The following is an 18,000-nucleotide window of genomic DNA, read 5'->3' as shown; positions in this document are numbered from 1 at the left end:
CGGCTTGGGCCTCGGCGTTGCCGCGTTATTGCGCGGTCCAGCCGCCGTCGATGCTCAGGTTCGCGCCTGTCACCTGCGCGGCGGCATCGCTGCACAGATAGAGCGCGGTCGCCGCGACCTCTTCGGCGGTGACGAACTGCTTGGTCGGCTGGCCGGCCAGCAGCACGTCGTTCATCACCTGCTCGCGCGTCATCCCCCGCGCCTTCATCGTGTCGGGGATCTGGTTTTCGACCAGCGGCGTCCAGACATAGCCGGGCGAGATGCAGTTGGCGGTGATGCCAAAGGTTGCGACTTCCAGCGCCACCGTCTTGGTGAAGCCCGCCAGGCCGTGCTTGGCGGTCACATAGGCGCTCTTGAAGGGAGAGGCGACCAGCGAATGGGCGGACGCGGTCTGGATGATGCGGCCCCACTTCTTTTCCTTCATATAGGGCACGGCAAGCCGGGTTGTATGGAAGGCGGCATTGAGGTTGAGCGCGATGATGAGGTCCCACTTGTCGAGCGGAAATTCCTCGACCGGGGCGACATGCTGCATCCCGGCATTGTTGATCAGGATGTCGATGCCACCAAAAGCGTCGGCCGCTTCCTTCATCATCGTTTCGATCTGGTCGACCTTGGTCAGGTCATGACCGGAATAGAGCGCCTTGGCCCCGGAGAGCTTTTCGAGGCCCAGTCGCTCCTGCTCGATCGCGTCCTTGTCGCCAAAGCCGTTGATGACGACATTGGCGCCTTCGCCGGCCAGCGCCTTGGCATAGGCAAGGCCGATGCCGGACGTGGAGCCGGTAATCAGCGCGGTCTTGCCTGACAGAGAGGTGCTCATGCCTTTTTCTCCTTGAGATGATCGGGTGCGTCGAGGTCGAAGCTCGCGCTCTTGCCGTTGAGGATGTTGCGGGCGATCAGGTCGCCCTTGTGCATCACTTCCTCCACCGAATCGCGGCCTTGGCTCCAATGGTCGAGCATGGTGGAGCGGGAAAATTCGAAGTCCTTGGCGCCGCTTTCCCAATTGCGCGAGCGATAGATCAGGTGGACGATGTTGACCGATCCCTGGTCCAGGCATTGGCGCAACGCCTGCGCTTCGGTCGAATCCTGCATTTCGGCGGGCAGTTTGTCCAGCAACGCCTTGATCGCGCCATGCTCCCGTCGCAGGCGCAGATACTGGTCAGTCACCTGACGGGTGCGGCTGCTATATTGAATGTCCTTCATGCGCGAATAGACGCCGGTCATCTGGCGCGGCATCGGCCCTTCGGCCGGGAACAGATCGACCTGAAAGACCAGCATGTCCTCGGTCTGGTGATTGAGCACATGGGCGAGCGGCGTGTTGGACACGATGCCGCCATCCCAATACCAGCGCCCGTCAATCTCGATCGGCGGCAGGCCGGGGGGCAGGGCGCCCGACGCCATGATGTGGCGCGCGTCGATCCGCGTGTTGCCGCCGGGGCCGCGCGTGTCCCAATAGGCGAAATTGCCCGTTTCGACATCGACCGCGCCTACCGACAGACGGACCGGTCCGTCATTGAGCAGTTCCCAGTCGATGCAGGCGTCGAGCGTGTCTTTCAGGGGGGTGCTGTCATAGAAGCTGATCGCGCCCGGCGTGCCTTCGGGCATCAGCGGGGCGGGCCACAGGCGGGGGCGAAACATGCCCGGCACGCCGAACGTCGCCACGGTCGCCGCAGCGCCCAGATGCGCCGCTTCGCGGATATGGTCGATTTCGGGCAGGACGATATTGGGCATCCCGCCCGATACGGTGTACCAGAATTTCTTGAGGCGACTGAGGCGCCGGTGCGGCTCGTTGCCGGCGATGATCGCTGCATTGACGGCGCCGATCGAAATGCCCGCGACCCAGCTGATGTCGATGCCCAGTTCGTCCAGCCGGTCGAAGACGCCTGCCTGAAACGATCCGAGCGCGCCACCTCCCTGAAGCAGAAGGGCGACTTCGCGGGGAAGGGCGAGCGATGTGCGGGCGCGGCGGAGCGGCCGGGTCTGTGCGCGCTTGGGTTCGGTATCTGCCATGTCGCAGTGCAATATAGGCTTTGGCGCGCGCAATCCAACTTAATGTCTCGTAATAAAACAGCGGTCTGGCGCAACCTTCCGGGTGGGGAGCGGTTTCCCGCGCGCGATGAATCGCGTAGGCAATGGCCGGCAAAGGGAGGACGCGATGCGGCTCGACGACGAACAGGAAAGCAGCCATTTCGAGGTGCAGCAGGGCCGGGGCGGCGGGTTTGGCGGTGGCGGTCTGGGCGGCGGCCTTGGCATGTTGCTGCCCCTGATCGGCAGCCGATTCGGTTGCGGCGGCATTGCCGTCGTGCTCATCATCATGGTGGTGATGGGCATGAACCCGCTCAGCCTGGTCGGCGGCGGGGAGGGCGGACAGCCGGTCCAGACGCAACGCCCCACCCCTGCGGAATTGACGGATGTGCAACGCACCTCGCTCAAGGTGCTCGGATCGACCGAACGGCGCTGGAGCGACATTTTCAAGGCCGAGGGCGAGCAATATCCGCCACCCACGCTGGTGTTCTACAGCCAGAACGGTCAGTCGGGCTGCGGTGCGGCGCAATCGGCGATGGGGCCTTTCTATTGCCCGGCCGACCGGCGCATCTATCTCGACACGGATTTTTTCCGCGAGATGGAAACCCGCTTCAACGCGCCGGGCGACTTCCCGATCGGCTATATCATCGCGCATGAGGTCGGCCATCATATCCAGACCATCACCGGCGAAGCGGACCGCATCCGCAAGGCGCAGCAACGCGCTTCGGAAGCGGACGGCAACGCGCTTCAGGTAAAGATGGAATTGCAGGCGGACTGCTATGCGGGGGTCTGGGCGGCGCGCGACACCAATTTGATGGAGCCGGGCGATCTGGAGGAAGGGATGCGGGCGGCCGAAGCCATCGGTGACGATACGCTGCAAAAGGCGGCTGGCCGGCGCCCCGTGCCCGAAAGCTTCACCCACGGCAGCAGCGCCCAGCGGATGCAATGGCTGCGCAAGGGGCTGTCGACCGGCGACCCGGCCCAGTGCGACACCTTTCAGGGCGCGCTTTGAGCTTTATTTCTCGGCGTTGGGGGAGCCGGGCGGGGCAGCTTCCGCCGATGTATAGGGGTTCCCGCCATCGCTGGAAGCAACGGGCGCCGCGGGCAGGCCCTGGCCCGGCGCCAGCATCGGCGCGCCCGCGTCCGCCATCGGCTGGCCAAAGCTGGGGGCTGGCTCAGGCATGGCGGGCGCTCCAGGCGTGACGACGGGCGGCGCGACCGGCACGGGGACCGGCGGCGGCGCGTCGGGATGGGGCGCTGCCTCTTCGGATCGCGGCGCGCCCCCTGGCTGAGGCAGGAAATTCTGGATCGCCAGCACGATCAGCGGCGCGGCGATCAAGGTTGCGATGGCGAAGTTGCGATACAGCATTGGCAGGCGACCCTTGTGCGACCCGAAGGGAGGATGCCGCCTTATCCCCGAAACGGGTAAAAAAAGTCCTGCGCCCTCAGTGCCTGTCGAGCTTTGCCAGCAGCGCCATCATGTCGTCGGGCAGCGAATCGCGCGGCGGCGAATAAGTGGAGCGCAGCGCCTTGCCGACACCTTCATAAGGCGCAGGCAGGCCGACCGTCACGATGCGACCGAGTTCGCCATCCCGTCCCAGTGCCGATCGGCCGAGCGTTTTGCGGTGCATTTCCATATGTCCGAAACGGCCATGTCGCTGAAAAGTTGCTGGCGTTTGTCGCATTCGCACGCGATATCGCGCCGGAAAGGGAGAAGATGGTGTCGAACTGGCCGCAAATCCAAGCGCGCATCCGGGCGCATTCGCCTTTCCTGGCGCGGGCGCTTGATCGCTTCCCCAACGTTGCAGGGCAATTGGCGCAGGGCGACATGGACGGCGCGCTGACGGCGGCGCGCGCAGTGGCCGATCCACAGGATGGCATCGCCCGGTCGCTGCGGCGGCGGCGCGGTGCGATCGCGCTTGCTGTTGCGGGGGCGGACCTGTCCGGCGCCTGGAATCTGGACCGCGTCACGCAAACCCTGTCGGATTTCGCTGACGAGGCGCTGGAGGAAGCGCTCGCCGCGGCGATGCAGGAACGCTATCCCGACGCCGGACATAGGGGCTTCGTCGTGCTGGCGCTGGGCAAGCATGGCAGCCGCGAACTCAATTATTCGTCCGACATCGACCCAATCCTGCTCTATGACCCCACCACCTTGCCGCATGGCGCGCGGGAGGATGTGGCCGACGCCGCCGTGCGCCTTGGGCGGCGGGTCAGCGAACTGCTCGCCGCGCGTGACGGCGACGGCTATGTCTTTCGCGTGGATCTGCGGCTGCGGCCCTCGCCCGAAGCGACGCCGATCGCCCTGCCGGTGGAGGCGGCGATCGGCTATTATGAATCGACCGCATTGGGCTGGGAGCAGGCGGCCTTCATCCGCGCGCGGCCGGCGGCTGGTGATTTGGCGTTGGGCGACTATTTCATGCGCCAGATCCGCCCCTTCGTCTGGCGCAGAAGCCTGGATTTCGGCGCGATCGACGCGATCGTCGACATATCCCGCCGCATCCGCGACCATTATGCGCAGGGCCAGGCCTTTGGGCCGGGCTATGACCTCAAGCGCGGCCGTGGCGGCATTCGCGAGGTGGAATTTTTCGCCCAGGTTCATCAACTTATCCATGGCGGCCGTGACCCCGCCTTGCGATCGGGCAACACGCGGGAGGCGCTGCGAGCGCTGGCGACCGGCGGGGTGATAGAGGCGGATGTCGCCGCCCGGCTGGACGAGGCCTATGTCCTTTTCCGCACAATCGAGCATCGGTTGCAGATGGTGGAGGACCGCCAGACCCATGAACTGCCGCCCACCGCAGAAGGCATCGACAATGTCGCGCGGCTCCACGGCCTGGCCGACGGCGCGGCGCTGCTGGACCTGTTGCGCCCGCAGGTCGAATGGGTCGGCCGCAACTATGACCGGTTGAGTCCGGAACGGGAGGACGCCTCCCTGTCGCGCGACGAGGACCGGCTCAAGGCGCAACTGGTCGACATGGGCTTTGTCGATCCTGAAACGCCGCTGGCCCGCATCGGTCGCTGGCGCGGCGGCACCGTGCGTGCGTTGCGCAGCGCCCCTTCGCGTGAGGCGCTGGAAACATTGCTGCCCGGTCTCATGCGCGCGCTGGCCCTGGCGCCCGATCCCTCGCGCGCGCTCAACCGGCTCGACGACATGATCGGCCGCCTGCCGAGTGCGATCAATTTCTTCAAACTGCTCGCCGCGCGCCCCGCACTGGTGGAGTTGCTGGCCGAACTGCTCAGCCACGCGCCGACGCTGGCGGACGCGCTCGGACGGCGGGCCGAACTGCTTGACGGCCTGATCGACGCCACCGCTTTCGATCCGCCGCCGGCGGTGGACCTGCTGACGCGCCAATTCGCGATGCTGGAAGTCGGGGAGGATTATCAGACCCTGCTCGATCGCGTCCGCCAGCGGGTGGGCGACCGCCGCTTCGCGCTGGGCGTGCAGATCATCCGCGGCGGCGATCCGCTGGAGGCGGGCAGGGGCTATGCCCGTGTGGCCCAGGCCGCCATCGAGGCGCTGGCCGCCGCGACGGTGGCGGAGTTCGAGGCCGCCCATGGCAAGGTGCCGGGCGGCGAGATGCTCATCCTGGCCTTGGGGCGGCTGGGCGGCGGTGTACTGACCCACGCGTCCGACCTTGACCTGATCTATCTTTTCACCGGCGATTTCTCGACCGAATCCGATGGTCCAAAGCCCTTGGGCGCGACCCATTATTTCAACCGGCTGGGACAGCGCATCACCAATGCGCTGTCGGTCCATACCGCGTCCGGCCCGCTCTATGAGGTCGATACCCGCCTGCGCCCTTCGGGCGCGCAGGGGTTGCTGGCGGTCAGCCTGGACAGTTTCGCGCGGTATCAGCGGGAGGAGGCCTGGACCTGGGAACATCTGGCGCTGACCCGCGCGCGGCCGGTGTTCGGATCGCCCGCCGCGCGCGCTGCGCTCGAAGCGATCCTCGCCGAAACCCTGCGTCGTCCGCGCGATTTCGGCGCGCTGGCGCGGCAGGCGGTCAAGATGCGTGGCGACATCGCCCGGCACAAGCCGCCGGCGAGCGATCTGGACGTCAAGCTGGTGCCGGGCGGCCTGGTCGATCTGGAATTCCTGATCCACGTCTCCCAGTTCCGGCACGGTATGGCCTTTCATCCCGACCTGTCGCTGGCGCTGGCGGAGCTGGTCGCGGCCGGGCATCTGTCCTCGGAGTTGATCGCCGCCCATGACCTCATCACCTGCTATCTGATCGTCTCGCGCCTGGTTTCGCCCAAATCGACCGAGCCGCCGGCGGCGACCCGGTCGCTGCTGGCCCGCGCCTGCGGGGCAAAGGATTGGGACGGGCTGCTTGCAAGCTACGCGCAGGCGCGGCAATGCGTGAGCGAAGCCTGGGCCGCGCTCGCGGAGCCCTATCAGGAGGACATGTGATGCTGGAACAGGGGGACGCCATCCCGGCGGTCGAGTTGAAGGACGCGGACGGCGTGGATTTCACCTTGGATCATTATCGGGGCAAGCCGCTCGTCGTCTATTTCTATCCCAAGGCGGACACGCCCGGCTGCACCAACGAAGCGAAGGATTTCACCGCCCTGGCCGACGAATATGCGGCGTCGGGCGTGCCGGTGATCGGCATTTCCAGGGACAAGCCGGCAAAGCTCAAGAAATTCTCGGAAAAATATGGTCTCAGCGTCATCCTGGCGTCGGATGAGCCGGGCGCGGCGTGCCAGGCGTTCGGCACCTGGGTCGAAAAATCGCTCTATGGCCGCAAATATATGGGGATCGAACGGGCGACCTTCCTGGTCGGCGCAGACGGCACGATCCTGCGCGTCTGGCCCAAGGTCAAGGTGAAGGGCCATGCCGAACAGGTGCTGGAGGCGGTGAAGGCGCTTTGACGCCCGCCCCGATCGCTCCAACGCAGATTGAGGACGTGGGTGCGGCCTGCGCCCATGTGCTGCTGACGCCCGATCATTATGCGAAACTGATGGCGGCCCGGTCCGTGGCGCGCGCCTGGCGGCTGGGCCGGCTGGCCGCGCGGTTCGACACGCCGCTGCCCGACCGGCCCGCGCGGCCCGCATCGCCGTTATTGCTCTCGCCTGTCCAGATGCCCCGGCGCGGCAAGATGGGGTCGGACCGGGGCCGGATCGCCATGCTCCACGCATTGGCGCATATCGAATTCGTCGCGATCGACCTCGCCTTCGACCTGATCGGCCGCTTTGGCGAAGCTTTTCCAGCGGCCTTCGTCGACGACTGGATGCGGGTTGGCGCGGAAGAGGCGATGCATTTCGCGCTGCTCGACCGGCGGTTGCGGCAAATGGGCAGCCATTATGGCGCCTTGCCTGCCCATGACGGATTGTGGGAGGCCGCCAGCGCAACCGCCGGCGATGCGCTGGCCCGGCTGGCGGTGGTGCCGATGGTGCTGGAGGCGCGGGCGCTCGACATCACGCCCGCCACGGTCGCGCGCTTCGAAGCGGTTGGCGACATGACATCCGCCAGCATATTGCGCCGCATTATGACGGACGAAATTCGCCATGTCGCCGCAGGGACGAGCTGGTTCAACTGGGCGACGAACAGATTGGGCGTAAATGCCGCGAACCACTATCAAATGCTGGTGAAACGCCATTTTCGCGGCAGCGTTAAGCCGCCGTTCAACGACTCGGCGCGTCGGCAGGCCGGTCTGACCGAAGATTACTACGCCGCGCTTGCAACCTGATCCGCAATTTGCAGTCTGCACAATCAGCGGGGGCGGCCCAGGTCGCCAAATATGAAACAAAACGCACCGAGAGGTATAAGTCTCCGGTGGATAGTCGGGGTCTGCATGTCGGTTCTACACTCGGTCAATGCGCGCGCATCAAACATGTTCCGGTCCGCGTCGAAATTTTTAAAAATGGCTGGATCGCTCGGCGTTGTCGCTGTCCTCTGCGCCGCGGTTCCGGTCCAGGCATCGACCGACGATGATGATCCCTATGGGGAGGTGCCGGCCAGCGCGGCTCAGCCGGGCCAGAATGACGCGGCCTTCTCCAATCTTTTCGCCAGCCTCCAGCGCCTTGACGGCACGCCCAAGGCGTCGGCCTATATCCCCTCGGGTCGCCCGGTCGCCAAGCTGACGCTGACCTCCAACTTCGGCGTCCGTTCGGACCCGTTCAACGGCGGCGCCCGGATGCACAAGGGCATCGACATTCCCGGTCCGACCGGCACCCCCATCTACGCCACTGCCGACGGTGTCGTCAGTCGCGCCGGCTGGGCCAATGGCTATGGCAATCTGGTCCAGATCACGCATGGCAGCGGCATGGAAACGCGCTACGGCCATATGTCGAAACTGCTTGTCAGCCCCAACAGCTATGTGAAGCGCGGTCAGATCATCGGCCTGATGGGCTCGACCGGCCGCTCGACCGGCAGCCATCTTCATTATGAAGTCCGCGTCGACGGCGCCGCAATCAATCCGATCCCCTTTGTCGCCGGCCCCGACTATCTGGTTGCGATGAACACGAAGCCGCCGGTCGCCATGGGCGGTCCGACCAAGGCCGAGGAAAAGGCGGCCGACTGATCCGGCCCTTCCCGAAATTCGCAAAAGGCCCGGCACCTGATGGGTTGCCGGGCCTTTTGTCTATTCCTATCTAGGGCATCATGGCCGACATCGATCTCACCCCTTCCGCCGCCGCCCGCGTGGCGGCGATTGCCGCCAAACAGGGCAAGCCCGCCATTCTTCGCCTGTCGGTGGAGGGCGGCGGCTGTTCGGGCTTCCAATATCGCTTCGGCCTCGCCGATCTGGTCGAGGCGGACGATCTGTCGGTCGAGCGCGACGGTGTGACCCTGGTGGTGGACGATGTCAGCATCGACCTGGTGCGTGGGTCGGCCGTCGATTTCGTGTCGGACCTGGGCGGCGCGGCGTTCAAGGTCACGAACCCCAACGCCACCGCCGGCTGCGGCTGCGGAACCAGCTTCTCGGTCTGATCGGCGCTTTCTCTGCCTTGAGCCTGTCGCGCCACGGCGCGTGCTTGCTCAACGCCCGTCCTTTGTTCAAAGGATAGGCAAATGGAAGAGAGAGACATGATGCGCATCGCCACCTTCAACATCAACGGCATCAAGGCGCGCCTGCCGCGTCTGCTGGAATGGCTGGACGAAACGCGGCCCGATGTCGCCTGCCTTCAGGAGATCAAGACCAGCGACGAAACCTTTCCGGCCAAGGACATAGAGGATGCGGGCTATGGCGCGATCTGGCACGGGCAAAAGGGGTTTAACGGCGTCGCCATTCTGGCGCGGGGCGAAACCCCGGTCGAAGTGCGGCGCGGGCTGGCCGGCGAGCCGGAGGATGAGCATAGCCGCTATCTGGAAGCCGATGTGAAGGGTGTGCGCGTCGCATCCATCTACCTGCCCAACGGCAATCCGCAGCCCGGCCCGAAGTTCGATTATAAGCTGCGCTGGATGAAGCGCCTGCGCGACCGTGCGGCGGAAATCTGGGCGGAGGAAGTTCCTGCGATCCTGGCCGGCGATTATAATGTCATTCCCCGCGATGTGGACACATTCTCGGTCAAGGCGATGCAGGACGATGCGCTAATGCAGCCCGAAAGCCGTGCAGCCTATCGCCGGCTGCTGGGGGATGGCTGGACCGACGCGATCCTCAGCCGTCATCCCGCGGGCGGCGTATGGACCTTCTGGGACTATCAGGCGAACAGCTGGCCGCGCGACGCGGGTTTCCGCATCGACCATCTGCTGCTCAGCCCGTCCGCCGCCGATCGCCTGATCGACGCCCAGGTCGACCGGGATTTTCGCGGCCGGGAAAAGGCGAGCGATCATGCGCCGACCTGGGTTGAACTACGACCTGCATAATTTCATCCGGGTATATTGACATAAATAAATCCGGGTAATAATGGCCGTGCCGAAGGGAATTTGGCATGGAACGAACATTGACGGCCTTTGCAGGCGACCTGTGGATCGCGACCGGCGATGAGGCGGAAGTGCGTGACGCGCTGCGCGCCATGGGCGACGAGGCGCAGAATATTCTGCTGTTCGACGACAGCACAGGACGGCAGGTCGATATTGATCTGCGCGATCCGGCGGCGGAGGCGCCCAGGGGCAGGGGCCGCCCGAAACTGGGCGTCCAGCCGCGCGAGGTGACCCTGCTGCCACGCCATTGGGACTGGCTGGCGGCGCAGCCGGGCGGCGCGTCGGCAACCCTGCGCAAACTGGTCGAAGCCGCGCGCAAGGCCAGCATCGCCGCGCCCAGCCCGCGCGCCGCGATGGACGCCGCCTATCATTTCGTGACCGCCATGGCGGGCGACCGGCCCGGCTATGAAGCGGCGATCCGCGCGCTCTACGCGCGGGACGAAGAACTGTATATTTCGCTGTCGGGCGATTGGCCGTCCGGCATCCGCGACCACGCCCGCGCGCTGGCGACGCCGGCTTTTTCAGCCTGAGAAGAAATGGCGGGAGGGCGGGAACGAGGATATTCCGTCATCCCAGCGAAAGCTGGGATCTCAGGCAATGACGCGCCAGACCCACTGAGGCTCCAGCGTCATTCCACTTCCCACCCCAGTCACCAAGCACACCGATCGGAAGAGCCGTTTTGCCCCGGTCTTACGCCGCCAGCCGCAGGAAGGGCACCGGCTTGGTCGAGCGCAGCACGATGGGCCGGCCCTCCGACGCTTCGAACAGTTCGCCGTCAAGGATGACGCTGCTATGGTCGCCTTCGATGCGGATGATGTCGCCCTGTTCCAGGTGAATGCCCTGCATCCGCGCCTTGCCCATCTGCTTGAACAGGCTGGCCCAGACCAGCCGCAGCAGCGCCGGGAGATTCTGGTCCACCGCCATCAGCTTCATGTTGCCGCGGCTGCTGTCTCCCGGCTGGACGCCCAGCAGCAACCGTTCCAGCGTCGTGACGATCAGCACCGCGAAGCGGCCGGCGATCTGGCCGTCGCGGATCAGCGAGATGCTGACCGGCTTGCTCGACGGCGGCAGGAACCGGGCGCGAATACCGAACAGCAGCGACACGATCACCGCCAAAGCCGTGATGAAATGGCTCAGGCCGTTGGAAAGGCCGAGCGGATAAATCTGGTTGCGGCAATAAAGCATGTAATCGGCCAGGCCCGCGCCGCCCAGGAACATGCCCAGCACCGGCCGGCTGCCGACGGCGCCATCCGACAAGGCGATCAGTTCGCGCGCGACGACATGGTCATCGACGCCCGACTTGGCGATCTCGACGATTCGCTCCAGCGCCTTGATCGGGTCGCCATGGATGCCAAGGTCGAGCGCGATGAGGTTGGTCTTGCCATTGGGCAGCACCGCGATCGGCGGAACCCGGCCCGTGAAATGCTCGCCCTGATAGAGTTCGGTGAGCGACGCCTGCACCGTGCCGTCGCCGCCATTGATGACGATAACGGTGGGATCGACGCGGGCGATCGTCTGGAACGCCCGGCCGATCTGGTCGACATGCTCCACTTCATAGTGGAAAATGTCGGGGTTGCTGGCGCAATAGCTGCGCACGCGCGGAAGCGACTGCCGGTTGCCCGTGGATTTGGGATTGGACAAAAGCGCGACGCACACCATGGTTCGGGATCACATATATTTGAGGTTGATCGTGATTTTCGTCACGCCGGGACCGACCTGGAACGCAGCCTTGCTCACGCTCGGCTTGCCCAGGTTGAAGATGTTGATCGACGGATTGTTGGAAAAACCGCCGCCATCGCGCGAAATGTCGGTCTTGCCATTGCCGTCGCGGTCGTGCCGCACGGCGATGCCATAAGTGCCCGGATGCGGCACCGGCATACAAAAGCGCATACCTCCGTTCGCGGGTTTCGCTGGTACGTCGATGCGGCTCAGCCATTCGCCCTTTTCCAGCCAGGCGGCCTTGGTGCCGGGATAGGATTGGACGCGCACCTTGCCCGTTGCCGCGGCAAAGCCGCGCACATCGACCAGCACCGCCGGCCCCTTCGCATCGGCGCCGCAGCGTTCTAGATTGTTCGGAATTTCCTGCCCATGGGCCAGCGCCGGTGCCGCAGCGACCATCGCTGCTGCCGACATGACACCCATTGCAACTTTCAACATGACCATCAGACTCCTGGAAGCTATAGCCACCCGAATGGACCGGACGGCGAGCCCCTGTTCGCCCCGCAATTCTACCTCGCTCGCATATGGGTGGGGTTTGCGGCCAAAACATGGTGATGGGACGACGACTTAGAGAATGCTGACCGCCACCGATCGTTATCTCGCCCGCCTGATCGCGGTGCCCATGCTGGGCACATTGGTGATCGCCGCGATGCTGCTGGTGCTCGACAAGATGCTCAGCCTGTTCGATTTCGTCGCGGCGGAAGGGGGGCCGGTCAGCGTCGTGTGGCGGATGCTCGCCAATATGCTGCCCGAATATCTCTCGCTCGGCATCCCGATCGGGCTGATGCTCGGCATATTACTCGCCTTCCGCAAGCTCGCCTTGTCCTCCGAACTGGACGTGATGCGGTCTGTCGGCCTGTCCTATGGTCGGCTTTTGCGCGTGCCCTATATGTATGCGATCGCGCTGGCGCTGATCAATTTCGGCATTGTCGGCTTCGTCCAGCCGCTCTCGCGCCACGCCTATGAAGCCTTGCGATTCGAACTGCGATCCGGCGCGCTCGGCGCGTCGATCAAGGTTGGCGAATTCACCGATCTGGGCAAGCGGATGACCCTGCGGATCGAACGCAGCCGCGACCAGGGTCGCAACCTGCAAGGCATCTTCGTGCGCGCGACGAATCGCGACGGTCAGTCGGTCGCGGTCACCGCCGCGCAGGGGACGTTCCTGGCCACGGATGATCCCGACACGATCATCTTCCGCCTGCGCGACGGCGTGCTGGTCAATGACGCGCCCAAATATAAGACGCCGCGTATCCTCTCCTTTTCCAGCCACGACCTGCCGATCGACCTGCCCAGGATCGAGGCGTTTCGTGGCCGCGACGTGGACCGGGAAAAGACGATTCCCGAACTGGTGGTGATCGGCCGCAACAGCGCCACGCCGGACAAATTACGTAACGAGGTGCGCGCCAATTTCCATTTCCGCATGGTCGAGGTCGTCTTCATGCTGCTGCTGCCGCTCGCTGCACTGGCCTTTGCCATCCCGCCCAAACGATCGACATCGGCGCTGGGCGTCTTCCTCTCCATCATATTCATCGTGACCTATCACAAGATCAACCAATATGGCGAAAGCGTCGGCGCGCTGGGCAAGGTCGATCCGATCATCGCGCTCTGGACGCCCTTCCTGTTCGCCTCCGGCCTGGTGCTCTGGATGTATCATGTGATCGCCAATCGCCCCGGCGGCCAGCCGATCGCTGCGCTGGAATATGCCTTTGCCAAGCTGGGCAAGCAGATTGCCCGGCTGGTGCGTTTCGGGCGGCGACGCGCCTCGGCGGAAGGAGCCGCCTGACCCATGCAGCTTAATTTCTTTCCTTCGCGCCAGATCAGCCTCTACATGGTCCGGCAGTTCCTGACCCGCACCTTCGCCGTGCTGGCGCTGCTCGTGATTGTGCTCCAGACGCTGGATCTGCTTGGCAATTCGGGCGACATCCTGGCCTATCCGGGCAATGGCGACGCGCAGCTGTGGCATTATGTCGGCCTGCGCGCGCCGCAGATCATCGCGCGGTTCCTGCCCTTTTCGGTCCTGCTGGGCACGCTGGTCATGCTGGCGACGCTGAACCAGAATAGCGAGATCATCTCGATGAAGGCGGCCGGCCTGTCCGCCCATCAGATATTGGCGCCGCTGGTCGTGGCGGCGCTGGGTGTGTCGGCCATCAGCTTCGTCTTCAACGAACGGATCGTGGCGCGGTCGACCGCGGCGCTCAGCGCGTGGGACGCGGTCGATTATGGCCCGATCCCGCGCGACAGCGGGGTGAAAACCAACCCTTGGGTGCGCGATGGCAATAATCTGGTCAATGCGGCGATCGTCGCGGGACGCGGCACCAATGTTCAGTTGCGCAAAGTGGAAATCTATAATCGCGTCAATAACGGCCTGACGACGATCGTGCAGGCGCCCAGGGGCCATTATGACGCGGCCTCCAAAAGCTGGGTGCTGGAGGGCGCGCGCCAGTTTGACGTGGCGCGCGGCACGATGCGTGACATCGGCACCGTCCGTTTCGGCCGCGACATCCGTCCCGACCAGTTCACTTTGGCCAAGGTCGATCCCGACGCGCTGACCTTTGGCGAATTGCAGGACGCCATCGCCGACCTGCACGACGCGGGCCGCCCCACCGCCGAATTGGAAGGAAGCCTGTGGCACAAGCTGTCGGGACCGCTCTCTGCGCTGCTGATGCCGATTCTCGGGTCGGTCGCCGCCTTCGGCCTTGCCCGTTCGGGCCAGCTTTTCATGCGCGCGGTGCTGGGCATGGCGCTGGGCTTCGCCTATTTCGTGGCGGATAATTTCTCGCTCGCCATGGGCAATCTGGGCGCTTATCCGCCGGTGCTGGCGGCCTGGGCGCCGTTCTGCCTGTTCCTGCTGCTCGGCGAAACCGTGCTGTTCCGCACGGAGGAATGACAGGAAAAAGGCCCCGGCGACCAAGGGTGTCGCACGGGGCCTCCTCAAGGGGGCGTCCCGGTCCTCATGAGGGGGAGGGGAAAGTGACCGGAACAACCGCGATATGGGCGCGTGCTTGACGGTTTCAAGCAGCAACTTAAAAATATTTGGGGCGGCAGCGTTTGCCGTCCGGTGGGTCCGTCAGCGTGCTGTCATGGTGCTGCGGGCGATCTTGCCGACCAGCGGCATCATCCCCTTGTAATTGCCCTTGTGATAGGGCGAATCCATGTCGAGCGTCGTCATCAGCCGCGCATGGGCCTGTCCCAGCGAATGATAGGGGACGCTGGGCAGCAGATGGTGCAGCGCATGATAACGCAGGCCCACCGGCGCCCATAGAGCGGGCAGCGCGCCCGGCGGCGGCACATTGACCGAGTCCAGATATTGCGCCGTCACCGTCATCGCTTCGCCCTCATTTTCCCACAAATGGGCGACCAGGGTGCGCAACTGGTTGATGACGGTCATCGCCGAATGCACGGCCATGTAGACCAGCAAAGGCTTCCAGCCGAAGGCGAAGACGCTGGCCACAAGCGCCAGCGCGACGATGCAGGCGCCCGCTTCCTGCCAGGCCCACATCCGGGCGAAATCGCCCTCCGGCGCGCGGCGGCGATAGGCCGGGTTGATCGACAGGGCGGACAATTCCGCCACCACCTTGCGGCGCAGCGCCGGGATCAGCAGCGACAGCGGCGTCAGCAGGCCAAAGCGCAGGATCAGGCCGACCGGCGCCAGCGACGCGACGACGATGAACAGCGGCAGCGACCAGGGCTTCATCAGCGCCAGCGGCAGATATTCGGGATCGTCCGCGGTGCCGTACCGGGTGCGGGCATGATGCTGCGTATGGATGCCTTCATACATGAAGGACGGGATCATCAGCGGCACGCCGACGATCAGGTTCCAGGTCAGGCGAAAGCCGGGCAGGGCATCCTTGCGGATATGCGTCAGCTCATGGATGAAGCTTGCCGCGCGATAGAGCGCCAGCATCGCCACCACGCCACAGGCGACGGCCAGCGCCACATTGTCGATCAGGATCGCGCCCGCCAGCGCGCTCCAGCCGATCAGCGCCGACGCCAGCAGGTCGGACCAGTAGATGCGGGGGTTGGCGACCGAAAATTCGCGCGCCAGATCGGCCGCGGCGCGCAGCATCGCGCTGTCGTCGGGGATCGCCGCGCGCGCCCGCCGCGCGGCGGCAAGAATGGGATCATGCACTGTCATGCGGGCGTTCCTAATCTCCAAATGCGCTGAATTCATGGCAGCACCATGACATATCCAGCCTGTTACACTCTGCCGTCGCGCGCATGATTGACATTCCGCAAACAAGCGACGAACTGCACTGCATCTTCCTGTTTTTGCGAAGGCGGCACCTGTGGCGCATAATGATCTGGTCATCACTCCCGTTTCCGGCAAGGCCGACATGCAGGCCTTTATCGACCTGCCCTGGCGGCTCTACGCCAATGATCCCAACTGGGTGCCGCCGCTCAAGGCCGAGGTGAAGGAACTGCTGACGCCGGGGAAGAATCCCTTTTTCGGCCATGCGGAAGCGCAATATTTCCTCGCCCGGCGCGGCGGCAAGGTGGTGGGCCGCGTTTCCGCCCATATCGATCATCTCGCGCTGGAACAGCCGGTCGGACAGGGCATGGGGCCGGGCACCGGCAATTTCGGCATGTTCGAGGCGGAGGATGCGCAAACCGGCGCGGCTCTGATCGCGGCGGCGGAAACATGGCTCCGCGCCAAGGGCATGACCCGCGTGCTGGGGCCGATCTCGCTGTCCATCTGGGAAGAGCCGGGCCTGCTGATCGAAGGCCATGACCATCCGCCCACGGTGATGATGGGCCATAACAGCCCGGCCTATCAGGCGATGATCGAAGGCGCAGGCTACGTCCCCGCCAAGCAGCTCAAAACCTATGAGTTGGACATCACCCGTGATTTTCCGCCGTTGATCCAGCGCATCATCCAGTCGGGCGAGAAAAACGGCCGCATCCGCGTCCGCCAGGTCGACAGGAAAAATTTCGATCGAGAGGCCGCCATCATCCTGGGCATATTGAACGATGCCTGGGGCCAGAATTGGGGCTTTGTGCCGATCACGGACGACGAAGTCGCCCATAGCGGCAAGAAGCTTAAACCCATCGTGTTCGAAGACCTGATCATGGTCGCCGAACTGGACGGCGAGCCGGTCGCCTTCATGATGACCTTGCCCGACCTGAATGAGGCGCTCGGCCCGCTCAACGGCTCGCTCTTTCCCTTTGGCTGGATCAAGCTGCTGCGCTGGCTGAAAAAGCCACGCGTGCGCACCATGCGCGTGCCGCTGATGGGCGTCGTGCAGCGGCTGCAATCCTCGCGCATGGCGAGCCAGCTCGCCTTCATGATGATCGAATATATCCGCCGCAACGCCATCACCCGCTATGGCGCGACACGGGGCGAAATCGGCTGGGTGCTGGACGATAATCAGGGCATGAACGCGATCGCGGAAGCCATCGGGAGCGAGGTGAACAAGATTTACCAGATCTACGAAAAGCCGCTGTAGGTCGGGTTCATCATCTCCGGGCGGGCAGGGACCGGGGGCGGCGTCAGTCGTCCGCGGCCACCGCCACCTCGACGGCGCCGGCCGCGACCTTCACCGTCACCGGCGTCTTTGCCAGCACTTCGCCGTCGATGGAGATGCGCTGGCGCGGTTTCGTGGCGATGCGGAACGCCGTGCCATGAAATTCCTGCGTATGCGCGTTGCGGTCCCGCAGCCTGAAGAATTTCGCATACCAGTCCCAGGCGAGCCGTGGCTTGCTGCGGCCGACCACCGCCTGCACCACGATCTCGCCGCTATCGACCTCGGCGCGATCGGACAGCGCGACCCCGCCATGATAGGGGCCGTTGAGTATGCGCACTTCGGTCGACCACAGGCGATGTTCCTGCGTCCCGTCATCGATCGTCAGGCGAAAGGCGCGGAAGCCCACCGAACATTTCGCCGCCCAGACCAGATAGCCGACCCGCCCCAGATAGCGTTTCAGCTTGTGCGGCACCGTCCGCCCGATCATCGGCGACAGGCCCAGCGAGGCGGCGTTGACGAAATAATCGCGGTCGATCATGCCCAGGTCGACGCGCCGCCGCCGTCCCGCCGCGATCGCCTGCACCGCGCCGTCCAGGTCGAGCGGCAGGCCCAGCGTTCGGGCGAAGCTGTTCGCGGTGCCAAGCGGCAGCACGCCAAACACGCAATCCTTGCCGACAAATTCGTCGACCGTGCCCGACATGGAGCCATCGCCTCCGCCCACGATCACCATCGGCGCGCCGCTATCGACGGCGTCGCGCACGGTCGCGGCCATCCGTTCGGGTTCTTCCACGGCGTGGGCGGCGATCAGGCGGACGCCGGCCGCTTCCAGCTTGGACCGGGCCTGCGCGAACAGATCCTGCCCGCGTCGGCTATGGGCGTTGACCACCAGAATGGCGTCCTTGGGGAGGGGTTTCATTTCCATGCCGCAATAACTCC

Annotated in this window: 19 protein-coding genes; 11 read left to right on the top strand and 8 right to left on the bottom strand. The window is 64.8% G+C overall.

Going from position 1 to position 18,000, the window contains the following annotated elements; genetic code table 11:
* Window positions 1-25: 25 nt before the first annotated feature.
* Window positions 26-817, bottom strand: coding sequence for a 3-hydroxybutyrate dehydrogenase (locus C100_RS34180; protein WP_024019546.1), 792 nt, complete (start codon window positions 815-817; stop codon window positions 26-28).
* Window positions 814-2,007: a DUF3734 domain-containing protein gene (locus C100_RS34175; RefSeq protein WP_024019545.1), complete on the bottom strand. Its 1,194-nt coding sequence runs from the start codon at window positions 2,005-2,007 to the stop codon at window positions 814-816. Before C100_RS34175 ends, C100_RS34180 begins: the two co-directional genes overlap by 4 nt.
* A gap of 145 nt (window positions 2,008-2,152) precedes the next feature.
* Here C100_RS34175 and ypfJ point away from each other — a divergent pair, with 145 nt between their 5' ends.
* A complete protein-coding gene (ypfJ, locus tag C100_RS34170) occupies window positions 2,153-3,034 on the top strand; it encodes a KPN_02809 family neutral zinc metallopeptidase (protein ID WP_031309270.1) in 882 nt (293 codons plus the stop codon).
* 3 nt (window positions 3,035-3,037) lie between these two features.
* Here the strand turns inward: ypfJ and C100_RS34165 are convergent, their stop codons facing one another.
* Window positions 3,038-3,391 (bottom strand): hypothetical protein, encoded by a 354-nt coding sequence (locus tag C100_RS34165; protein WP_024019543.1) that lies wholly within the window; start codon window positions 3,389-3,391, stop codon window positions 3,038-3,040.
* A gap of 76 nt (window positions 3,392-3,467) precedes the next feature.
* Entirely contained in the window at window positions 3,468-3,659 is a 192-nt protein-coding gene (locus C100_RS34160; protein WP_024019542.1) for a hypothetical protein, read from the bottom strand.
* A gap of 80 nt (window positions 3,660-3,739) precedes the next feature.
* On the opposite strand from C100_RS34160, the gene C100_RS34155 reads away from it, so the two are divergent.
* The 7 genes from C100_RS34155 (at window position 3,740) to C100_RS34125 (ending at window position 10,413) form a co-directional block, all read left to right on the top strand.
* Window positions 3,740-6,430, top strand: coding sequence for a bifunctional [glutamine synthetase] adenylyltransferase/[glutamine synthetase]-adenylyl-L-tyrosine phosphorylase (locus tag C100_RS34155; protein WP_031309269.1), 2,691 nt, complete (start codon window positions 3,740-3,742; stop codon window positions 6,428-6,430).
* On the top strand, window positions 6,430-6,891 hold the full coding sequence (gene bcp / locus C100_RS34150; protein WP_024019540.1) for a thioredoxin-dependent thiol peroxidase: 462 nt from the start codon (window positions 6,430-6,432) through the stop codon (window positions 6,889-6,891). Before C100_RS34155 ends, bcp begins: the two co-directional genes overlap by 1 nt.
* An 11-nt stretch (window positions 6,892-6,902) precedes the next feature.
* A complete protein-coding gene (locus C100_RS34145) occupies window positions 6,903-7,709 on the top strand; it encodes a ferritin-like domain-containing protein (RefSeq protein ID WP_037530206.1) in 807 nt (268 codons plus the stop codon).
* A gap of 105 nt (window positions 7,710-7,814) precedes the next feature.
* Complete coding sequence (locus tag C100_RS34140; protein WP_031309267.1) at window positions 7,815-8,543, top strand: M23 family metallopeptidase; 729 nt, start codon at window positions 7,815-7,817, stop codon at window positions 8,541-8,543.
* 80 nt (window positions 8,544-8,623) lie between these two features.
* Window positions 8,624-8,950 (top strand): iron-sulfur cluster insertion protein ErpA, encoded by a 327-nt coding sequence (gene erpA, locus C100_RS34135; RefSeq protein WP_024019537.1) that lies wholly within the window; start codon window positions 8,624-8,626, stop codon window positions 8,948-8,950.
* Window positions 8,951-9,049: 99 nt separating this feature from the next.
* Window positions 9,050-9,826, top strand: coding sequence for an exodeoxyribonuclease III (xth, locus tag C100_RS34130; RefSeq protein WP_031309266.1), 777 nt, complete (start codon window positions 9,050-9,052; stop codon window positions 9,824-9,826).
* 65 nt (window positions 9,827-9,891) lie between these two features.
* Window positions 9,892-10,413, top strand: a complete 522-nt coding sequence (locus C100_RS34125) for a DUF2239 family protein (protein WP_024019535.1) — start codon at window positions 9,892-9,894, stop codon at window positions 10,411-10,413.
* Between the two features lie 160 nt (window positions 10,414-10,573).
* On the opposite strand, the gene C100_RS34120 is transcribed toward C100_RS34125, so the two are convergent.
* A complete protein-coding gene (locus C100_RS34120; RefSeq protein ID WP_024019534.1) occupies window positions 10,574-11,542 on the bottom strand; it encodes a diacylglycerol/lipid kinase family protein in 969 nt (322 codons plus the stop codon).
* A 9-nt stretch (window positions 11,543-11,551) separates the two neighbouring features.
* The gene (locus tag C100_RS34115) at window positions 11,552-12,046 is read right to left on the bottom strand and encodes a DUF2141 domain-containing protein (RefSeq protein WP_031309265.1); all 495 of its coding nucleotides are present in this window, start codon (window positions 12,044-12,046) and stop codon (window positions 11,552-11,554) included.
* A gap of 130 nt (window positions 12,047-12,176) precedes the next feature.
* On the opposite strand from C100_RS34115, the gene lptF reads away from it, so the two are divergent.
* Window positions 12,177-13,385, top strand: a complete 1,209-nt coding sequence (gene lptF / locus C100_RS34110; RefSeq protein ID WP_024019532.1) for an LPS export ABC transporter permease LptF — start codon at window positions 12,177-12,179, stop codon at window positions 13,383-13,385.
* 3 nt (window positions 13,386-13,388) lie between these two features.
* A complete protein-coding gene (gene lptG, locus C100_RS34105; RefSeq protein WP_024019531.1) occupies window positions 13,389-14,489 on the top strand; it encodes an LPS export ABC transporter permease LptG in 1,101 nt (366 codons plus the stop codon).
* 180 nt (window positions 14,490-14,669) lie between these two features.
* On the opposite strand, the gene C100_RS34100 is transcribed toward lptG, so the two are convergent.
* Window positions 14,670-15,737, bottom strand: coding sequence for a fatty acid desaturase family protein (locus C100_RS34100; RefSeq protein WP_024019530.1), 1,068 nt, complete (start codon window positions 15,735-15,737; stop codon window positions 14,670-14,672).
* 151 nt (window positions 15,738-15,888) lie between these two features.
* Between C100_RS34100 and C100_RS34095 the strand changes: the two genes are divergently transcribed.
* Window positions 15,889-17,046 carry a hypothetical protein gene (locus C100_RS34095; RefSeq protein ID WP_024019529.1) on the top strand — a complete coding sequence of 386 codons (1,158 nt, stop codon included), beginning with the start codon at window positions 15,889-15,891 and terminating at the stop codon, window positions 17,044-17,046.
* A gap of 43 nt (window positions 17,047-17,089) precedes the next feature.
* On the opposite strand, the gene C100_RS34090 is transcribed toward C100_RS34095, so the two are convergent.
* Window positions 17,090-17,986 (bottom strand): diacylglycerol/lipid kinase family protein, encoded by an 897-nt coding sequence (locus tag C100_RS34090; protein WP_031309264.1) that lies wholly within the window; start codon window positions 17,984-17,986, stop codon window positions 17,090-17,092.
* Window positions 17,987-18,000: the final 14 nt, after the last annotated feature.

Origin of the sequence: Sphingobium sp. C100, from assembly GCF_000508185.1 — a bacterium.
Classification (GTDB): domain Bacteria; phylum Pseudomonadota; class Alphaproteobacteria; order Sphingomonadales; family Sphingomonadaceae; genus Sphingobium.
The sequence above is the reverse complement of the archived record's forward strand: the minus strand, read 5'-3'. Positions and strand labels throughout refer to the sequence as shown.